Source organism: Methylovulum psychrotolerans, assembly GCF_002209385.1.
Taxonomy (GTDB): domain Bacteria; phylum Pseudomonadota; class Gammaproteobacteria; order Methylococcales; family Methylomonadaceae; genus Methylovulum; species Methylovulum psychrotolerans.
In genome coordinates this window covers 759,685-776,556 of the sequence record NZ_CP022129.1, presented here as the reverse complement: position 1 = coordinate 776,556, position 16,872 = coordinate 759,685, and the positions used below count along the sequence as shown (strand labels likewise).

General features: G+C 51.7%; 12 protein-coding genes. 11 read left to right on the top strand and 1 reads right to left on the bottom strand.

All coding sequences use genetic code 11. From position 1 onward, the window contains the following. Positions 1–40 precede the first annotated feature (40 nt). Positions 41–976 (bottom strand): 30S ribosomal protein S6--L-glutamate ligase, encoded by a 936-nt coding sequence (gene rimK / locus CEK71_RS03270; RefSeq protein ID WP_088618044.1) that lies wholly within the window; start codon positions 974–976, stop codon positions 41–43. Positions 977–1,147: 171 nt separating this feature from the next. Here rimK and CEK71_RS03265 point away from each other — a divergent pair, with 171 nt between their 5' ends. The 11 genes from CEK71_RS03265 (at position 1,148) to lpdA (ending at position 16,866) form a co-directional block, all read left to right on the top strand. Further along, positions 1,148–2,293 (top strand): type III PLP-dependent enzyme domain-containing protein, encoded by a 1,146-nt coding sequence (locus CEK71_RS03265; RefSeq protein WP_088618043.1) that lies wholly within the window; start codon positions 1,148–1,150, stop codon positions 2,291–2,293. Positions 2,294–2,509: 216 nt separating this feature from the next. Continuing rightward, positions 2,510–3,385, top strand: a complete 876-nt coding sequence (gene dapA, locus CEK71_RS03260) for a 4-hydroxy-tetrahydrodipicolinate synthase (RefSeq protein WP_088618042.1) — start codon at positions 2,510–2,512, stop codon at positions 3,383–3,385. Positions 3,386–3,387: 2 nt separating this feature from the next. Next, entirely contained in the window at positions 3,388–4,146 is a 759-nt protein-coding gene (bamC, locus tag CEK71_RS03255; RefSeq protein ID WP_088618041.1) for an outer membrane protein assembly factor BamC, read from the top strand. 415 nt (positions 4,147–4,561) lie between these two features. Next, on the top strand, positions 4,562–8,425 hold the full coding sequence (purL, locus tag CEK71_RS03250) for a phosphoribosylformylglycinamidine synthase (protein WP_088618040.1): 3,864 nt from the start codon (positions 4,562–4,564) through the stop codon (positions 8,423–8,425). 91 nt (positions 8,426–8,516) lie between these two features. After that, positions 8,517–8,972: a hypothetical protein gene (locus tag CEK71_RS03245; RefSeq protein WP_103975318.1), complete on the top strand. Its 456-nt coding sequence runs from the start codon at positions 8,517–8,519 to the stop codon at positions 8,970–8,972. A gap of 254 nt (positions 8,973–9,226) precedes the next feature. Next, entirely contained in the window at positions 9,227–9,658 is a 432-nt protein-coding gene (locus CEK71_RS03240; RefSeq protein ID WP_088618038.1) for a carboxymuconolactone decarboxylase family protein, read from the top strand. 40 nt (positions 9,659–9,698) lie between these two features. After that, entirely contained in the window at positions 9,699–10,247 is a 549-nt protein-coding gene (locus CEK71_RS03235; protein WP_088618037.1) for a GNAT family N-acetyltransferase, read from the top strand. Further along, positions 10,216–10,374 carry a hypothetical protein gene (locus tag CEK71_RS23080; RefSeq protein ID WP_198328444.1) on the top strand — a complete coding sequence of 53 codons (159 nt, stop codon included), beginning with the start codon at positions 10,216–10,218 and terminating at the stop codon, positions 10,372–10,374. The genes CEK71_RS03235 and CEK71_RS23080 overlap by 32 nt, the downstream gene beginning before the upstream one ends. Before the next feature lie 973 nt (positions 10,375–11,347). Then, complete coding sequence (locus CEK71_RS03220; RefSeq protein ID WP_088618036.1) at positions 11,348–14,173, top strand: 2-oxoglutarate dehydrogenase E1 component; 2,826 nt, start codon at positions 11,348–11,350, stop codon at positions 14,171–14,173. 1 nt (position 14,174) lies between these two features. Further along, positions 14,175–15,422, top strand: a complete 1,248-nt coding sequence (gene odhB / locus CEK71_RS03215; RefSeq protein WP_088618035.1) for a 2-oxoglutarate dehydrogenase complex dihydrolipoyllysine-residue succinyltransferase — start codon at positions 14,175–14,177, stop codon at positions 15,420–15,422. A 4-nt stretch (positions 15,423–15,426) separates the two neighbouring features. Continuing rightward, a complete protein-coding gene (lpdA, locus tag CEK71_RS03210) occupies positions 15,427–16,866 on the top strand; it encodes a dihydrolipoyl dehydrogenase (RefSeq protein ID WP_088618034.1) in 1,440 nt (479 codons plus the stop codon). The last annotated feature ends 6 nt before the right edge of the window (positions 16,867–16,872 follow it).

Below are 16,872 nucleotides of genomic sequence, written 5' to 3'. Positions count from 1 at the left end.
GAAATGCCTAAAAATAGCCGCCGACTTCAACGGATGCTATCTAGCCCTTGCCGCGTGTGCGTGTCCGGGCTTGGATGGATTTGTCTTTGGAGGTTTCCAGCGATTCAAAGCGTTTTTCCATAAACTGGATAATCAAGTCGGCAATGTCTTTGCCGCTGGCGGCTTCAATACCTTTCAGCCCAGGCGAGGAATTGACCTCCATAATCACCGGGCCGTGGTTAGAGCGCAGCATATCCACGCCGCACACGTTAAGCCCCATGATTTTGGCGGCGCGGATGGCCGTCGAACGCTCTTCAGGAGTCAGGCGCACTAAGACGGCCGAACCACCCCGGTGCAAGTTAGAACGGAATTCACCGTCCGCGCCTTGGCGCTTCATCGCGGCAACGACCTTATCGCCGACCACAAAACAGCGCAGGTCACTGCCGCCCGCTTCCTTAATAAATTCCTGCACCATAATATTGGCTTTCAAGCCCATAAACGCTTGGATAACGCTTTCGGCGGCATTATGGGTTTCCGCCAGCACCACACCAATGCCTTGGGTGCCTTCCAATAGCTTAATGACCAGCGGCGTACCGCCTACTTGGTCAATCAAATCGGTGATGTCGTCAGGGTTATTGGCAAAGCCGGTTACGGGCAGGCCTATGCCTTTTCTTGCCAGCAATTGGGTGGAACGTAATTTGTCGCGCGACCGGGAAATGGCGACCGATTCGTTCAGCGGCAAAACATTCATCATTTCAAATTGCCTTAACACCGCCGTACCGTAAAAGGTCACAGACGCGCCAATACGCGGTATGACCGCATCAAAGTCGGTCAAATCTTCACCACGGTAGTGGATGGACGGATTATGCGAAGTGATGTTCATATAGCAGCGTAAAACATCCAAAACCCTGACTTGATGTCCGCGTGCTTCCGCAGCCGCAACGAGCCGGGACGTTGAATACAGTTTAGGGTTACGCGATAAAATAGCAATTTTCATAACTTCTCAAGTGGAGGGGACGGGTAAATGGCGCATATTCTGTCATGATTTAAGCCATCAAGCACCAGAAATAACACCGCGAATACGTTTGGGCAGGGCAATATCCTATTAAGGCGAATATCCGTTAAAATAGCTTTTCAGTCCCCACTTTTTTATAGGATCATTCAGGCGATGGAAATTTCCGCCCGCATTTATGCCGACCTTGCAACCCCCGCTTTAGTAGTGGATGAAGGGCGGCTTCTGGCTAACTTAAAAGCTCTGGACACCTTGCGCCAGCAAAGTGGCTGTAAAGCGCTATATTCTATCAAATCCCTGCCATTTGTGCCGATTTTGGCGTTGGCAAAACCCTATATTGACGGATTTTCGGTCAGTTCCTTATTTGAGGCCAAATTGGCGGCTGAAGTCTTGGCGGGTACGGGCAGCCTGCATTTGACCACGCCCGGCATCCGCCCTGATGAAGCGCTTGAATTGGCCGGGCTATGCAGCCATGTCAGTTTGAATTCGCTATCGCAACAACAACGGTTTGCCCCGCTGATGCAAGAGCGCACCTCGGTAGGCTTGCGCATTAACCCAAAACTGCCGTTTGTCGAGGATGCGCGTTACAATCCTTGCCGACCCCATTCAAAATTGGGTGTTGACTTGGAATCGTTATCGCAAAGCCCAGCGTTGGAGGCTATTGAAGGCTTGCATATCCATACCAATTTTTCTGGCACAGATTACACGCCGCTGCTGAAAACGGTCGCCAAGCTGACGCAGCATTGGCCGGGTAATTTGCGTAAATTGCATTGGTTGAACCTCGGTGGCGGTTATATGTATTGCCAAATCCGCGACCAGACGGCCTTTGTCACGCAAGTCCAAGCCCTGCAAGACACTTATGGGTTAACGGTGTATATTGAACCGGGCAAATCGGTTTTGGAAGATGCCGTGCAACTGGTCGCCACGGTGATCGACTTGTTTAGCAGCGACGGCAAGACCATCGCCATCCTTGACACCTCCGTCAATCACCATCCTGAAGTGTTTGAATATCAAAGGCAGCCGGAAATTAGCGGCACGGATCAGCATGGCGAACATTCGGCAATCATAGCGGGTTCGACCTGTTTGGCCGGAGATTTGTTTGGCGAGTATCGGTTCGGCAAACCCTTGCAATTGGGCGATAAAATCATCTTTAACAATGCAGGAGCCTATAGCTTAGTCAAAGCCAACCGCTTTAATGGCTATAATTTGCCAAGCGTCTACATGCACCATGCCAACGGGGAGTGCCAAGCACTAAAACATTATACTTATCAAGATTATCGCCAACAATGGTTGGGCGATTGAAAGCAAAGGCCCTATTGGCAGACACTACCCAGTCATCGGCAAAGGCTAAAGCCCTTTACCGGACAATTGCAGCGCTTATATTCTGTAAATTATTGATTATTTGTTTTATTTATAGGCACTCGCCCTAGTAACCTTATCTATCAAGCTGAGTTTTAAGGGTTTGCTTGTTATAATGGACAGATTTATAACTGTATCCATATCTGTTCGAGAGATTTCATGATTCAAGGTAGTATCGTAGCATTAGTCACCCCCATGGACGACAGTGGGGCTGTGGATTTTCAGAAACTCCAAGCATTAGTGCATTTTCATATTGCGCAAGGCACTGACGCACTGGTCGCCGTCGGCACCACAGGCGAATCGGCAACGCTGGACGAACACGAACATTGCGCTGTCATCAAAGCCGTGGTTGAGTATGCGGACGGTAAAATCCCGGTCATTGCAGGTACAGGGGCAAATGCCACCAGCGAAGCCATTAACCTGACCCGCCGCGCCAAAGAAGCGGGGGCAGATGCCTGTCTGATCGTTACGCCCTACTATAATAAGCCTACCCAAGCCGGTTTATACTTACATCACAAGGCCATTAACGATGCGGTGGATATTCCGCAAATCTTATACAATGTGCCTGGCCGTACCGGTTGCGACATGCTGCCGGAAACGGTGGGGCGGATCGCCCAACTAAACAACATTGTCGGCGTGAAAGAAGCGACCGGAGACCTAAGTCGCATTCAGCAAATCCGTGACTTGACCGGCCCAGACTTTGCCATCTATACGGGCGATGATGCCAGCAGCCGCGAATTTTGCCTATTAGGCGGTAACGGTTCCATTACGGTCACGGGTAACGTCGCCCCGAAACTCGTTCATGATATGCTGATGGCCGCCCTCGCGGGGAATAAAGATGCCGCCTTGGCATTAGACAGCAAACTCGCCGCCTTACATAAGCAGCTCTTCATCCAATCAAACCCCATCCCTGTAAAATGGGCGGTTGCCGAAATGGGCTTGATTGGCAAAGGCATCCGCCTGCCCTTAACGTGGTTGACGGAAGATTGTTTTGATGCCGTCCGTGCCGCCATGCACCTTGCCGAAGTCATTTGATTATGAAATTAACCCTTGTGTTGCCGCTGCTCAGTGCTTTGGCCTTAACCGGTTTGACCGGATGCGGCTATATCAAAAGCCTGTTTCCCGATAAAGAGAAAGACTACCAGTACACGGTGGAAATTCCGCCTTTAGTATTGCCTGCCGACTTGGCAAAAAACGATGGCCTAAAACGCCCTGCACCAGCCGTGCCGATGACTCCCGGCACGGCCGAAACCAGTGCCAATGCCGTCACCCCCGGCAGTAACTCCGCTAACGCAGCGCCGGAACTTGTCGCCCCTGCCCCTAATGCTCTTGAGCCACTGCCAGCCGCTTCAGAAGAGCCTATTACGGTCAGCACCAGCACAGACAATAAATCTAGCCAGCACGAACAGATTCCGGTCACGTTACTGAAAACAGCAGACGGTATCGACACCTTACGCTTGTCGGCGCCCTTTGAAAATGCTTGGCGGGCAGTAGATAAGGCGTTAAGCCGTAAATCGGTTGAAGTGACCAACCGCAATAAAGCCGAAAAGCAATTTACCCTGCATTACGACCCTGATGAAAAAGCCTTGGAAGACCGCTCATTTTGGCAAGAAGCCTTTTTTATCTTTCATGGCCTGAACGGTAACGAGCAAGAGTTTATCGTCAAGCTGAACGACCATAACGGACAAACTGATGCGGTTATTTTGGATAAAGACCAAAAGCCCACCGCCGATGCCAGTGCGTTAAAATTGCTTAAACTCTTACAAGACACTATCCAATCAGGTTTTAATAAATAATTGGCAACGTGGCAGACGGGCTATAACGCCCTGCCGGACAAATTGCCCCGAAAAACCTGGCCGGAACAGGCCTGTTCCGGCTTAGTGGCCTGTTGGACGCAGGCCACCCCTCACTGCCATTAAGTTAAGGATTAAGTATTATTAATCAGAATGTTATATGGTCGTATAAAGCCAAGTAGGATTAGCCGTTCGCCTGTCCCCAGACCCCCCTTGTGGGGGAACTTGTCCCACAGGGACTTCCGTTGGTCGTCGAAGGGTGGGCGGTTAATCCGTCCATGATTCGACAAGCTCACCACGAACGGATTAACTTACTACGATCATAATTTCTACGTTATTGAAATATAAAGAATAAACCCTTAACTTAATCGCAGTGAGGCCACCCCTACCCTCTCTATTTTACCCAGTATCTTGCCCCATGTTAAAAATCCCTGGAACCACCGCCCTTTCAAGCTTTCGTATTAAGCAACTATTATCAAAGCTGCAAGCTTTAGAGCCTGCCATTACCGACGTAAACGCCCGTTTTATCCATTTTGTCGATAACGATGGCGATTTGGCCACATCTGACCAAGACATTCTGGCAAGCTTACTGGCTTATGGGCCGGATTGGGCGAATGCTGATGCGGAAGGCGAACGGCTCTTAGTTATCCCACGTTCAGGCACCCAATCGCCTTGGTCGAGCAAAGCCACCGAAATCGCCCAGCGCTGCGGGCTAGCCTCTATCCGCCGTATCGAACGGGGCATTGAATACACCCTTTCCTGCCCGGTCGCGGTGCCGCCTAGTGTCGCCGCCCTGCTTCATGACCGTATGACCCAAAGTGTGGTGTTGGCCGACACGGATACCGGGCTGTTCCAACAGCACCAACCCCTGCCCTTGCAAACCGTCAACCTGCTGGAACAAGGCCGAGATGCCCTAGACAAGGCGAATACGGACTTAGGTTTGGCTTTATCCGCCGACGAAATCGGCTATTTGGCCACCAGCTTCCAAGAGCTGGGCAGAAATCCTACCGATGTCGAGCTGATGATGTTTGCCCAAGCCAACTCCGAACATTGCCGCCATAAAATTTTTAATGCCGATTGGACGATTGACGGGGTCGGGCAGGCGCGGTCTTTATTCAGCATGATCCGCAATACCGCCGAACAGCATCCTGAGAATATTTTATCGGCCTACAGCGACAATGCCGCCGTTGTGACCGGCTCTAAGGCACGGGTCTTTATCCGTAACCCGCACACGGGCGAATACAGCTACACCGAAGAAGACGCGCACCTGTTGATGAAGGTGGAAACCCACAACCACCCCACCGCCATTTCCCCGTTCCCCGGTGCGGCGACCGGATCAGGCGGCGAAATCCGTGATGAGGGCGCGACCGGACGTGGTTCAGCAACCAAAGCCGGGCTGACAGGTTTTTCCGTATCGCATTTAAAAATCCCCGGCTTTTTGCAACCTTGGGAACATGACAATGGCAAACCGGAGCGTATCGCCTCCGCCTTGGACATTATGTTGGAAGGCCCTTTGGGCGGTGCGGCCTTTAATAACGAATTCGGACGGCCTAATATTGCCGGGTATTTCCGTAGCTTTGAGCAGCCCGTTGCCGATAGCGGCAACGCATTTAGGGGCTACCACAAACCGATTATGATTGCGGGCGGCATGGGCAATATCCGCCCGATGCTGATCGAAAAACAGCCTATCCCTGCCGGATCGTTAATTATTATCCTCGGAGGCCCCGCCATGTTGATTGGCTTAGGCGGCGGCGCGGCTTCATCACAAGCCTCCGGCAGCAGTTCCGAAGCCTTGGATTTTGCTTCCGTGCAACGCGAAAACCCTGAGATGGAACGCCGTTGCCAAGAAGTCATCAACCATTGCAATGCCCTCGGCGAGGCGACCCCTATTATCTCCATCCATGATATTGGCGCGGGCGGCTTGTCCAATGCCGTGCCGGAAATCATCCATGATTGTAACCGGGGCGGACGCTTTGAACTGCGCAACGTCCATAATGCCGATTTAGGCATGTCGCCCATGCAAATCTGGTGCAACGAAGCCCAGGAACGCTATGTGGTCGCCATCAAACCGGACGCGTTGGACTTATTCACGGCATTTTGTGAGCGTGAGCATTGCTTGTTTGCGGTCATCGGCGAAGCTACCGAAACTGAGCATCTGACCCTGAATGACCAGTTGCTGGGCACTAAGCCTGTGGACATCCCCATGTCGGTGTTATTCGGCAAGCCGCCGAAAATGCACCGCCACGCCGAACACCGCACTGCCAACTTACCCGCACTCGATACCAGCGGCATTGTGCTGGCAGAAGCGGTGCAACGGGTTTTGGCGTTTCCGGCGGTGGCCGACAAAAGCTTTTTGATCCACATCGGCGACCGCTCGGTGACAGGGTTGGTGGCGCGTGACCAAATGGTCGGGCCTTGGCAAGTGCCTGTCGCCGATGTCGCCGTCACCGCGTCCGGCTTTTATGCCCTGACGGGCGAAGCAATGGCAATGGGCGAACGTACGCCGCTAGCAATCATTAACGCCCCCGCATCTGGACGCATGGCTATCGGCGAAGCCATCACCAACTTGGCGGCGGCACGGGTCGACTCCTTAAAAAGCATTAAATTGTCGGCTAACTGGATGGCGGCGGCAGGCTTCCCTGGCGAAGATGCCGCCCTGTTCGACACCGTGCAAGCCGTGGGCATGGAACTGTGCCCTGCTTTAGGTATTGCCATTCCGGTCGGCAAAGACTCTTTGTCCATGAAAACCGTCTGGCAGGATGCGGCGGGGGGGAAAACCATGACTGCCCCCTTGTCCTTAATTATCACCGCCTTCGCGCCCGTTTTGGACATCAGCAAAACACTGACCCCACAACTGCGCCCGATTGCCGATAGCGTCTTGCTGCTGGTGGATTTAGGCGCGGGCAGAAACCGTCTGGGCGGCTCGGTATTGGCGCAAGTTTACGCGCAATTAGGCAACGATTGTCCCGATGTCGACCAAACAGCACTGTTAAAAGGCTTCTTTGAAGCCATCCAAAACCTCAACCATAATGGCTTGCTGTTGGCTTACCATGACCGCTCCGACGGCGGCTTACTGGCTACGGTCGCAGAAATGCTGTTTGCGGGGCGGCAAGGCGTGGCGCTAAATATGAACAGTTTGGGCAATGACCTGCTCGCCGCTTTGTTTAACGAAGAGCTAGGCGCGGTATTGCAAGTGCGCAAGGAAAATTGCGCCCAAGTGCTAAAAATCCTGACCGATGCCGGTTTGGCCGATTGCCTCCATACCATCGGGCAAACCGTCAGCGGCCAAAGCCTGAGCATCTATAAAGCTGGCGAATTGCTATACAGTGCCAGCCGTGCCGAACTGCAAAGCCAATGGTCGCAAGTCAGCTACCGGATGCAGGCCTTGCGCGATAACCCCGACTGCGCTTTAGCGCAATTTGAGCGCATTGCCGATGATAACGACCCCGGCTTACAGGCCGCGTTAAGTTTTGCCGTCAACACCGACATCAGCGCCCCGTATCTGGCCTTAAGCAAGCCAAAAATTGCCATCCTGCGCGAGCAAGGTGTCAACGGCCATGTAGAAATGGCGGCGGCTTTTGACCGGGCAGGTTTTACCAGCATTGACGTGCATATCAGCGACATTATCCATGGCCGCGTCAGCTTAAGCGACTTTATCGGCCTTGCCGCGTGCGGCGGCTTTTCTTACGGCGACGTGCTGGGCGCTGGTGGCGGCTGGGCAAAATCCATCTTATTCAACGCCCGCGCGCGTGAGGAGTTTAGCGCGTTCTTTAACCGTCCTGATACCTTCGGCTTAGGGGTGTGCAATGGTTGCCAAATGCTCTCCGGCTTAAAAACCATTATTCCTGGTACCGAGCTATGGCCGCGCTTTGTCCGCAATAACTCCGAGCAATTTGAGGCACGGGTGGCGATGGTGGAAGTGCAGGCCTCGCCTTCGGTGTTGTTTGCCGATATGGCCGGTTCCCGGATGCCTGTCGTCGTCGCCCATGGCGAAGGCCGCGCCGTGTTTGCCGACGGCCCGCAAGCCGCCTTGGACGCACAAACGGTCGCCTTATGCTATGTCGACAATTACGGCACTAAAACCACCGCCTTCCCTGCCAACCCCAACGGCTCACCCTTAGGCATTACCGGGTTGACCACCACCGACGGGCGTTTTACCATTATGATGCCGCATCCTGAGCGCTGCTTTAGAACCTTGCAAAACTCTTGGTATCCTGACGGCTGGCAAGAATACGGCGCGTGGATGCGCTTGTTCAGAAATGCCCGCGATTGGGTAAAATAAACCCAAGACCGTAACATGTACAGGCTAGGGCATATCCTTTATACTCATAGCCTGACATAAAATGAATGCCCTTTTTACTATCGGACAAACAATGAACTCGCTGGATTATCGAAAAATTTTCAGGGGACTGGCTACGATCGGCATTCTTATTATTTTTTTGTTGCCGCATTTAGTATTCGAATTAGTCACCGAAGCAGGCCATGTCGTATTAGAATTAATCGTCGAACTGGGTCATATTGTCTTTGAATGGGTAGAAATTAGCCTGGATACCGTTATCGAGCTGCTGTTTGAAACCGAGTTGCACGATACCCAGATTATTGTTTTCTATATCATCATGGCAGTTGTCTGTTTCGCGCTGTATCGCTTGGCCTTATTAATCCCCCGTTGGTTGCGATGGCTTTACAATAAACTGGTGGCTTATTATTTAGGGCAAAAAAACCGCTTTAGCTTGTACTGGCAAAGCCTCAGCTTGCTGAACAAAATAAAAATGGCGGCTATCGGCATCGGCGTTAGTGTCGGTTATTTATATGTGTTTTTCTCTTTCTGATACGGCAATTAGGTCATATCCCACCATAGCTATGCCTTCTGCCCCAACACCAGTAGCGCGGGCTGTGTTCTTAATATCTGCGGTTACCCAGCCATATTCTGCGGTTTAAAAAACAAATTCGGTTTTGTCTTAGGGTCGTCCTGTCTTTATGCCCTTGGGTATTTATGCCCTTTGGGCGTACCTGCCCTGCCGACGCACAGCATCCATTGTAGGCGTTAGAAAATTACAACTACCAAAATTAACGGGTTCAACTGATGAAAAACATCCGCCTTAAATACTTCGACCTATCATTACCCGCGATAACGGCGTTACGCGAATGCCTAAACGCGGTTGAAAAATCGGGGCTGGAAAAAGCCTTGCTGGAATTGGTTTACCTGCGGGTATCCCAAATAAACGGGTGCGGGTATTGCCTCAACCTGCACGCCAAAGCCTTGCGCGAAGCTGGCGAAACGAATGCCCGTATTGACATGCTCGCGGGTTGGAAAGTGAGTGCCTGTTATTCCGAACCGGAACGCGCCGCCCTCGCCTGGGCCGAATCGTTGACCGCCATCACGGTAGACGGCGGCAGTGATGCGGCGTTTGCCCAGTTAAAAGCGTTTTTTACGGATGCGCAAATTTCCGACCTGACTATCGCCATTGCCAATATGAATGCCCTGAACCGTATCGCCATCAGTATGCGGGTCTGATGGCACCTTAACAACAAGCGTTTTTTGCAAAAGCAAGACAATGAAAAAACCAAGTAATTTTGATTTCAAGCCTTCCATTGTAGGCGGCTCCATTGTGCTCAGGCCGCTGTATCCTGAGGATTTCGGGCAGTTATACGCAGTAGCGGCTGACCCGCTCATTTGGGAACAGCACCCGCAACCCCTGCGTTATCAACGGGAGGTGTTTGGGAGCGGTTTTTTTGCCGGTGCCATCGCTTCCCCAGGGGCTTTGGTGGTGCTTGACAAGCTATCAGGAGACATCATTGGCTCATCCCGGTTTTATGAATGGGATGCTGAGCGTCAGGAAGTGGCGATCGGATTCACCTTCCTGGCCAGAAGCCATTGGGGTGGGCAGACCAATCGGGAATTGAAACGGCTTATGCTGGAACATGCCTTCCGTTGGGCAAACACTGTGTGGTTTCACGTTGGTGTCAACAACATCCGTTCACGAAAAGCCATGGAAAAAATTGGCGCAGAATTTTCCCACGAAACCGCCAAAACGGTTAATGGCGTTATGGATACTTATGCGTTTTATCGGATTGAGGCAATCAGATTCTGTACTGAACGATAGCGCGGCGCGTTGTGCAAACAAAATTATGGACGACATCATCTGGCCTGAGGCCTACCTGCCCGGCATGACTGACAACTACGTCTCTAATGAACTCATCGTCAGCGACTTGAGCGCCGTTGCGGTGTAGGCGGCATTTAACGACACGTCGTACAGCAACGTGTCCGACATTTATACTGTGAACGGCCAAGTTTTCGGCTTTTACAATTCACCGTAGGGTACGCTGTGCGTACCTTTTGCACTGATTTTTATGAGGATTTTTTAAAGGTACGCACAGCGTACCCTACCAAAAAAACCGAAAACTTGGCCGTTTGAAGTATATTTCCATAACAGCTCAGAGCCACAGCTACACCTGAGCGCCCATTTCCGTTTACCACCTTTAACTTTTCGGTAGAGGCGTACGTTACCGAATACCAACCACCCGTTAACGACGAAGCGGCGCGGGTCGCTTGGCACGGTTGGGTAGACGACGGTACGGCGGCAAACTGTCTGGATGTCCATCATGCTTGGCTGTTTGAAAATCTGCCGGGCGGGCGGGTACGCATACTGGCTCAAGAAACCCCAATTGGCAACCCCGCGCAGACCCTCGCTGCGATCAAGCCCAATCCAATGCTTAAAGCCCATCAAGAATGGCTTGAAGGCCTGGCGCAGATAGCAGCCCGTATCCAAGCGCAGTCTGTGCAGCCTCTCACTGGCGTTTGCTGCCTCACTGCCATTAAGTTAATGAAAGCATTTCAAGCATTGCTCAAAATTACAGATTATCGTTACAGCACCCAACTTCCTCTCCTAGAACTGTCCCTTAACGCCAAAGCTAGACATAAAAACCCAGTTGCGGGACGGTAGCCCGTCCTGCAATATTTGCCTTGACGCGATAAAAGCCAAGCAAATAGGACTCTAGCACCTATTGTCACCGTTATTTTCAAAAATCAGGCCGCTATTATCATCTGGTGGCCGATTATCTTCAGTCAGTACCTGCTAATAAATTCGGCATATTCGCCTTTCCTGTTAAAATAACGGATATTTTTAACAACGCCAGTGTCCACTGCTTTGATTACGCCTTTCTATCGCGCAAACCCCGTCCTGAATACACCGGATTCCCCCTAATGAGTACATTACTTAAACTTTTTCAAGATTCATCTTCCTTGTATGGCAGCAATGCCACCTTTATTGAGGATTTGTACGAACGTTTTCTGGAAAACCCAGAATCTATTGACCCTAGCTGGCAACAACATTTTAAGACCCTACACCCTAATACCGATTTTGAGACCGCCCATAGCCCGATTGTCGAGCGTTTTGCCAAGCTGGCGATCAAATCACCAAACCGTTTGGCGCAAATCCAAGGCTTTACCGAAGAAAGCGTCAAAAAACAATCGGCGGTGGCACGGCTGATTAACCATTACCGTGTCCGTGGCCATCAGATTGCCAGCAATAACCCTTTAGGCAAAACGGCTCCGCCGCCTTTGGATATGGAGCCGTCCTATTACGGCCTGTCGGAACCGGATATGGACACCTTATTCGATACGGGGGCTTTGTACGGGATCAATAAACTGCCTTTACGCGATATTTTGGCACACCTGCGCAGCATTTATTGTGGCAGTATCGGCTCCGAGTACATGCACATAGACGATACCAATATCCGCCGCTGGTTCATTAACCGCCTGGAAAGCGCCAAATCTTACGGCACGCTGGATCAGGACAAGAAATGCTGGATACTGAAATTATTGACAGCAGCGGAAGGTATCGAAAGCCATTTACAAAACAAATTTGTCGGCCAAAAACGCTTTTCATTAGAAGGCGGCGAATCCTTGATTCCGGTACTGGATGAACTCATCCAACGTTCCGGCGAAAAAGGCGTGAAAGAAATCGTTATCGGCATGGCCCACCGTGGGCGTCTGAACGTCTTGGTGAATATTTTGGGCAAAAGCCCGGCCAGCCTGTTTGAAGAATTTGCCGGACATTTCACCCTAGTGCCAGGGATGCGCTCAGGGGATGTCAAATACCACATGGGCTTTTCGTCGAACATTGAAACCCCGGGCGGGCCGGTGCATTTGGCTTTGGCATTTAACCCTTCACACCTGGAAATTATCAATCCGGTGGTGGAAGGCTCGGTAAAAGCCCGCCAAGACCGTGCGGGTAAAGAGGGACAGAGTACGGTGATTCCGGTGCTGATACATGGCGACGCGGCGTTTGCCGGTCAAGGTATTGTCATGGAAACGCTCAATATGTCGCAAACCCGCGCCTTTTCGACGGGCGGCACTATCCATATCGTCATCAACAACCAAATTGGCTTTACCACCAGCAACCCTTTGGATGCCCGTTCTACGCCCTACTGTACCGATGTTGCGCGGATGATCCAAGCTCCGGTGTTTCATGTTAATGGCGACGACCCCGAAGCGGTGCTGTTTGTGACCCAGTTGGCGGTGGATTTCCGCATGACCTTTAATAAGGATGTGGTGATTGATCTGATTTGTTACCGCCGTTTGGGCCATAACGAAGCCGACGAACCGGCGGCAACCCAACCGTTGATGTACAAAAAAATCCGTAAGCACAAGACTACCCGTAAGCTGTATGCCGAGCGGCTTATTGCCGAAGGCATTGTCACGCCCGACCGTGTTAAAGACATGGCGCAAGCCTATCAAAACTTGCTGGAAGCGGGGAAAATCGTGTCGCGTCCGGTTTTGGACAGCCGCAGTTATTCGTATTCGACACAATGGAACCAGTTTATCAACAAGCAATGGGACATTCCTTGCCAAACTGCCATATCCTTAGATCGCCTGCGCTTTTGTAACGACCGGATGCAACGCCTGCCCGCCGGTTTTGAATTGCATCCGAGGGTCGCCAAGGTTATGGAAAACCGCCGTAAAATGGCGGCGGGGGCTATGCCTTTGGATTGGGGGTTTGCCGAAAATCTGGCCTATGCGACGCTGTTAATGGAAAAGCACAATATCCGCCTGACCGGACAAGATGTCGGGCGTGGTACGTTTGTCCATCGCCATGCCGTACTGCATAACCAAATCAATAATAAAACCCACACACCCCTAAAACATTTGGATGAAGCCCAAGGCCGCGCACAAATCTTTGACTCGCTGTTATCGGAAGCGGGGGTCTTGGGTTTTGAATACGGCTATAGCACCACCACACCGAACACATTGGTGATTTGGGAAGCGCAATTTGGCGACTTCGCCAATGGTGCCCAAGTGCTGATCGACCAGTTCATCAGTTCCGGCGAAACCAAATGGGGGCGGCTGTGTGGCTTGGTGATGTTGCTGCCGCATGGTTTTGAAGGCCAAGGCCCGGAACATTCCTCGGCACGTCTGGAGCGCTATTTGCAGTTGTGTGCCGAACATAATATGCAGGTTTGCACTCCGACCACACCCGCACAAATCTTCCATCTGTTACGGCGGCAAGTATTGCGGCCTTACCGGAAGCCGCTGATCGTCATGAGCCCTAAAAGCTTGTTGCGCCATAAATTGGCAATATCGACCCTGGAGGATCTGACTTCCGGCGAATTCCAAGCCATTATTGGCGAACAGGACGCGCTCGCCCCGAAAAAAGTCACCCGCTTGGTGTTGTGCGGCGGCAAAGTGTATTACGACTTATTGGAAGCCCGGCGCGAAGCCGACCTCAAGCATGTCGCCATTGCCAGGATTGAGCAGTTGTATCCGTTCCCATTAACGTTGTTTAAAGCGGAAATTGCTAAATACCCGCACTTAAAAGAACTGGTCTGGTGCCAGGAAGAGCCGAAAAACCAAGGGGCTTGGTATAATTCCAGCCACCATTTTATCGACAACCTACCCGCCTCTATTAAAGTCACCTACGCTGGCCGCGAACCTTCCGCATCGCCTGCTGTCGGTAGCTTTCATGTACATATCGAACAACAAAAAGCCGTTGTGCAGTCAGCACTTTATGGCGCTTCTTCAGGAAAATAACATGAGCATTGAAGTCCTAGTCCCCAATTTACCCGAATCCGTAGCCGATGCCACTTTAATCTCGTGGCATAAAAAAGCTGGCGATGCCGTCAATAAAAATGACAATCTGGTTGATCTGGAAACGGACAAAATCACCTTGGAGGTCACCGCCCCCGAAGCCGGCATCCTCAGCGAAATCTTGCAACATGACGGAGCTATTGTAACCAGCGGCGAATTGCTGGCGCGGATTAGCATCGGCGCAGTTGCCCCTGCCGATACCGCCCCCGCCTCTGCGCAAACCGACGAAGCCAAAGCCGGAGCGATTCCGTTAAGCCCTTCGGTACGCCGTCTGATTAGCGAAAACACCTTAGACCCTGCACAAATCACCGGCACAGGAAAAAGCGGCCGCTTGACCAAAACCGATGTTTTGGAACATTTGCAAAAACAAACGCCAGCGGCGGCCACCCCACCACCCGCCCCAGTTGCACCCAGCATTGCGCCTGCACCTGCCGCACCGGTCAGTGCGCCGCCTGTCGCCGCCACCGTAACGACACCACCGCCGTCTAATCTGCGGCCTGAGCAGCGCGTCGCTATGACCCGGTTACGCGCGAAAGTCGCCGAAAGGTTATTGCAAGCGCAACAAAACGCCGCCATGTTGACTACCTTCAATGAAGTCAATATGCAAAACGTCATTGATTTGCGTAACCAATATAAAGGCCGTTTCGAAGATAAACATAAAGTCAAATTGGGCTTTATGTCCTTTTTCGTCAAAGCCTCTATTGAAGCGTTGAAAAAATTTCCGGCCATTAATGCCTCCATCGACGGTAACGACATCATATACCACGGCTACTATGACTTAGGCATTGCCGTCAGCACCCCGCGCGGCCTGATTGTGCCTGTGCTGCATGATGCCGACCAACTGGATTTTGCCGGCATTGAAAAATGTATCGTCGATTACGGCGAAAAAGCCCGTGCCGGCACCTTAACCTATGACGACCTGAAAGGCGGCACGTTCACCATCACCAATGGCGGCGTATTTGGTTCCATGCTCTCCACGCCTATCCTCAATCCGCCGCAATGCGCGATTTTAGGTATGCACGCCATTAAAGAGCGTGCGGTGGTTGAAAACGGCCAAATCGTTATCAGGCCAATTATGTATTTAGCTTTGTCTTACGACCATCGCTTGGTAGATGGCCGCGAAGCGGTACAGTTTTTAGTCACGATTAAAGAATGCTTGGAAGCTCCTGCCCACCTACTCCTAAACATTTAAGCCTATGTCAACCATACCCCCTATTTATGATGTCATCGTCGTCGGTGCTGGCCCTGCGGGCTACTCCAGTGCCATCCGTTGCGCCCAACTCGGTTTGCGGACTGCTTGTGTTGATAATTGGCGTAATAAACAGGGGCAGCGTATTTTGGGCGGCGCCCATCTGAACTCCGGCTGCGTCGCGTCGATCACCTTACTGGAGTCGGCGCGGCTCTACCATGCGCTCAACCATGACCTAAAAAAACACGGAATCCATGCCGATAATATCAGCCTTGATATTGCCGCCATGATCCAACGCAAAGACAGCATTATTGATGCGCTGGGCCATAAAATCACCGACTTGTTTAAGCTGCATAAAATTGACAGCTTCCATGCCACCGCCAAATTAATCAAGCCTAGGCAACTGCATCTCACACCGATAGACGGCTCCGAGCCTTACCGCCTGGAAGGTAAGCATATTATTTTGGCGACCGGCTCATCGCCTATCCCCTTACCTTATGCCAAAGTCGATAATGAATTTATTATCGACTCTTTTGCGGCCTTAAATATGACCACTTTGCCGAAAAAATTGGCGATCATCGGCGCAGGTGTGATAGGTTTGGAACTGGCGGCGATATGGGGCCGTTTAGGGGCCCATACGGTCTTATTGGAAGCCCAAGAAAGTTTCTTATCCTTACCCGACCAACAGATTTCCCGCGAAGCCTACCGCATTTACACACAGCAAGGTTTGGATTTGCGTTTAGGGGCACGGGTGACGGCGGCGAAAAAAGTCGGCAAAAAAGTCCAAGTCGAGTATCAGGATCAAGAAGGCAACCACAGCCTCAAAGTGGACAGGCTGATTGTCGCGTCTGGCCGCAAACCGAACACCGAAAACCTAGCCGCCCCCGAAGCCAGTCTGTTACTGGATGAAAATGGCTATGTGCATGTCGATGAAAATTGCCGCACCAATTTGCCTGGGGTTTTTGCGATTGGCGACTTAACCGTGTTAGGGCCGATGCTGGCGCATAAAGGTATAGAAGAAGGTGTGTTTGTCGCCGAACAAATCGCCGGCAAACACACTGCCATCCATTACGACACCTTGCCCAGCGTCATTTATACCGATCCTGAAATTGCCTGGGTAGGACAGACCGAACAAGTGTTACGCGCTTTAGGGGAACCGATTAAAATCGGCATTTTCCCTTTTAGCGCCACCTCCCGCGCCCAAGCGTCAGGCCGTACCGAGGGGCTGGTGAAAATCATCGCCCATGCCGAAAGCGATGCTTTATTAGGGGTTCACATCATTGGCCCGAAAGCCTCAGAGCTCATTGCCGAAGCGGTGCTGGCCATGGAGTTTTCGGCCAGCAGCGAGGATTTGGCGCGGACTATACATGCCCACCCGACCCGCTCGGAAGCCTTCCACGAAGCGGCCTTGGCATTTAAAAAGATGCTCTCGCATATCCCTGGCTGATAACGC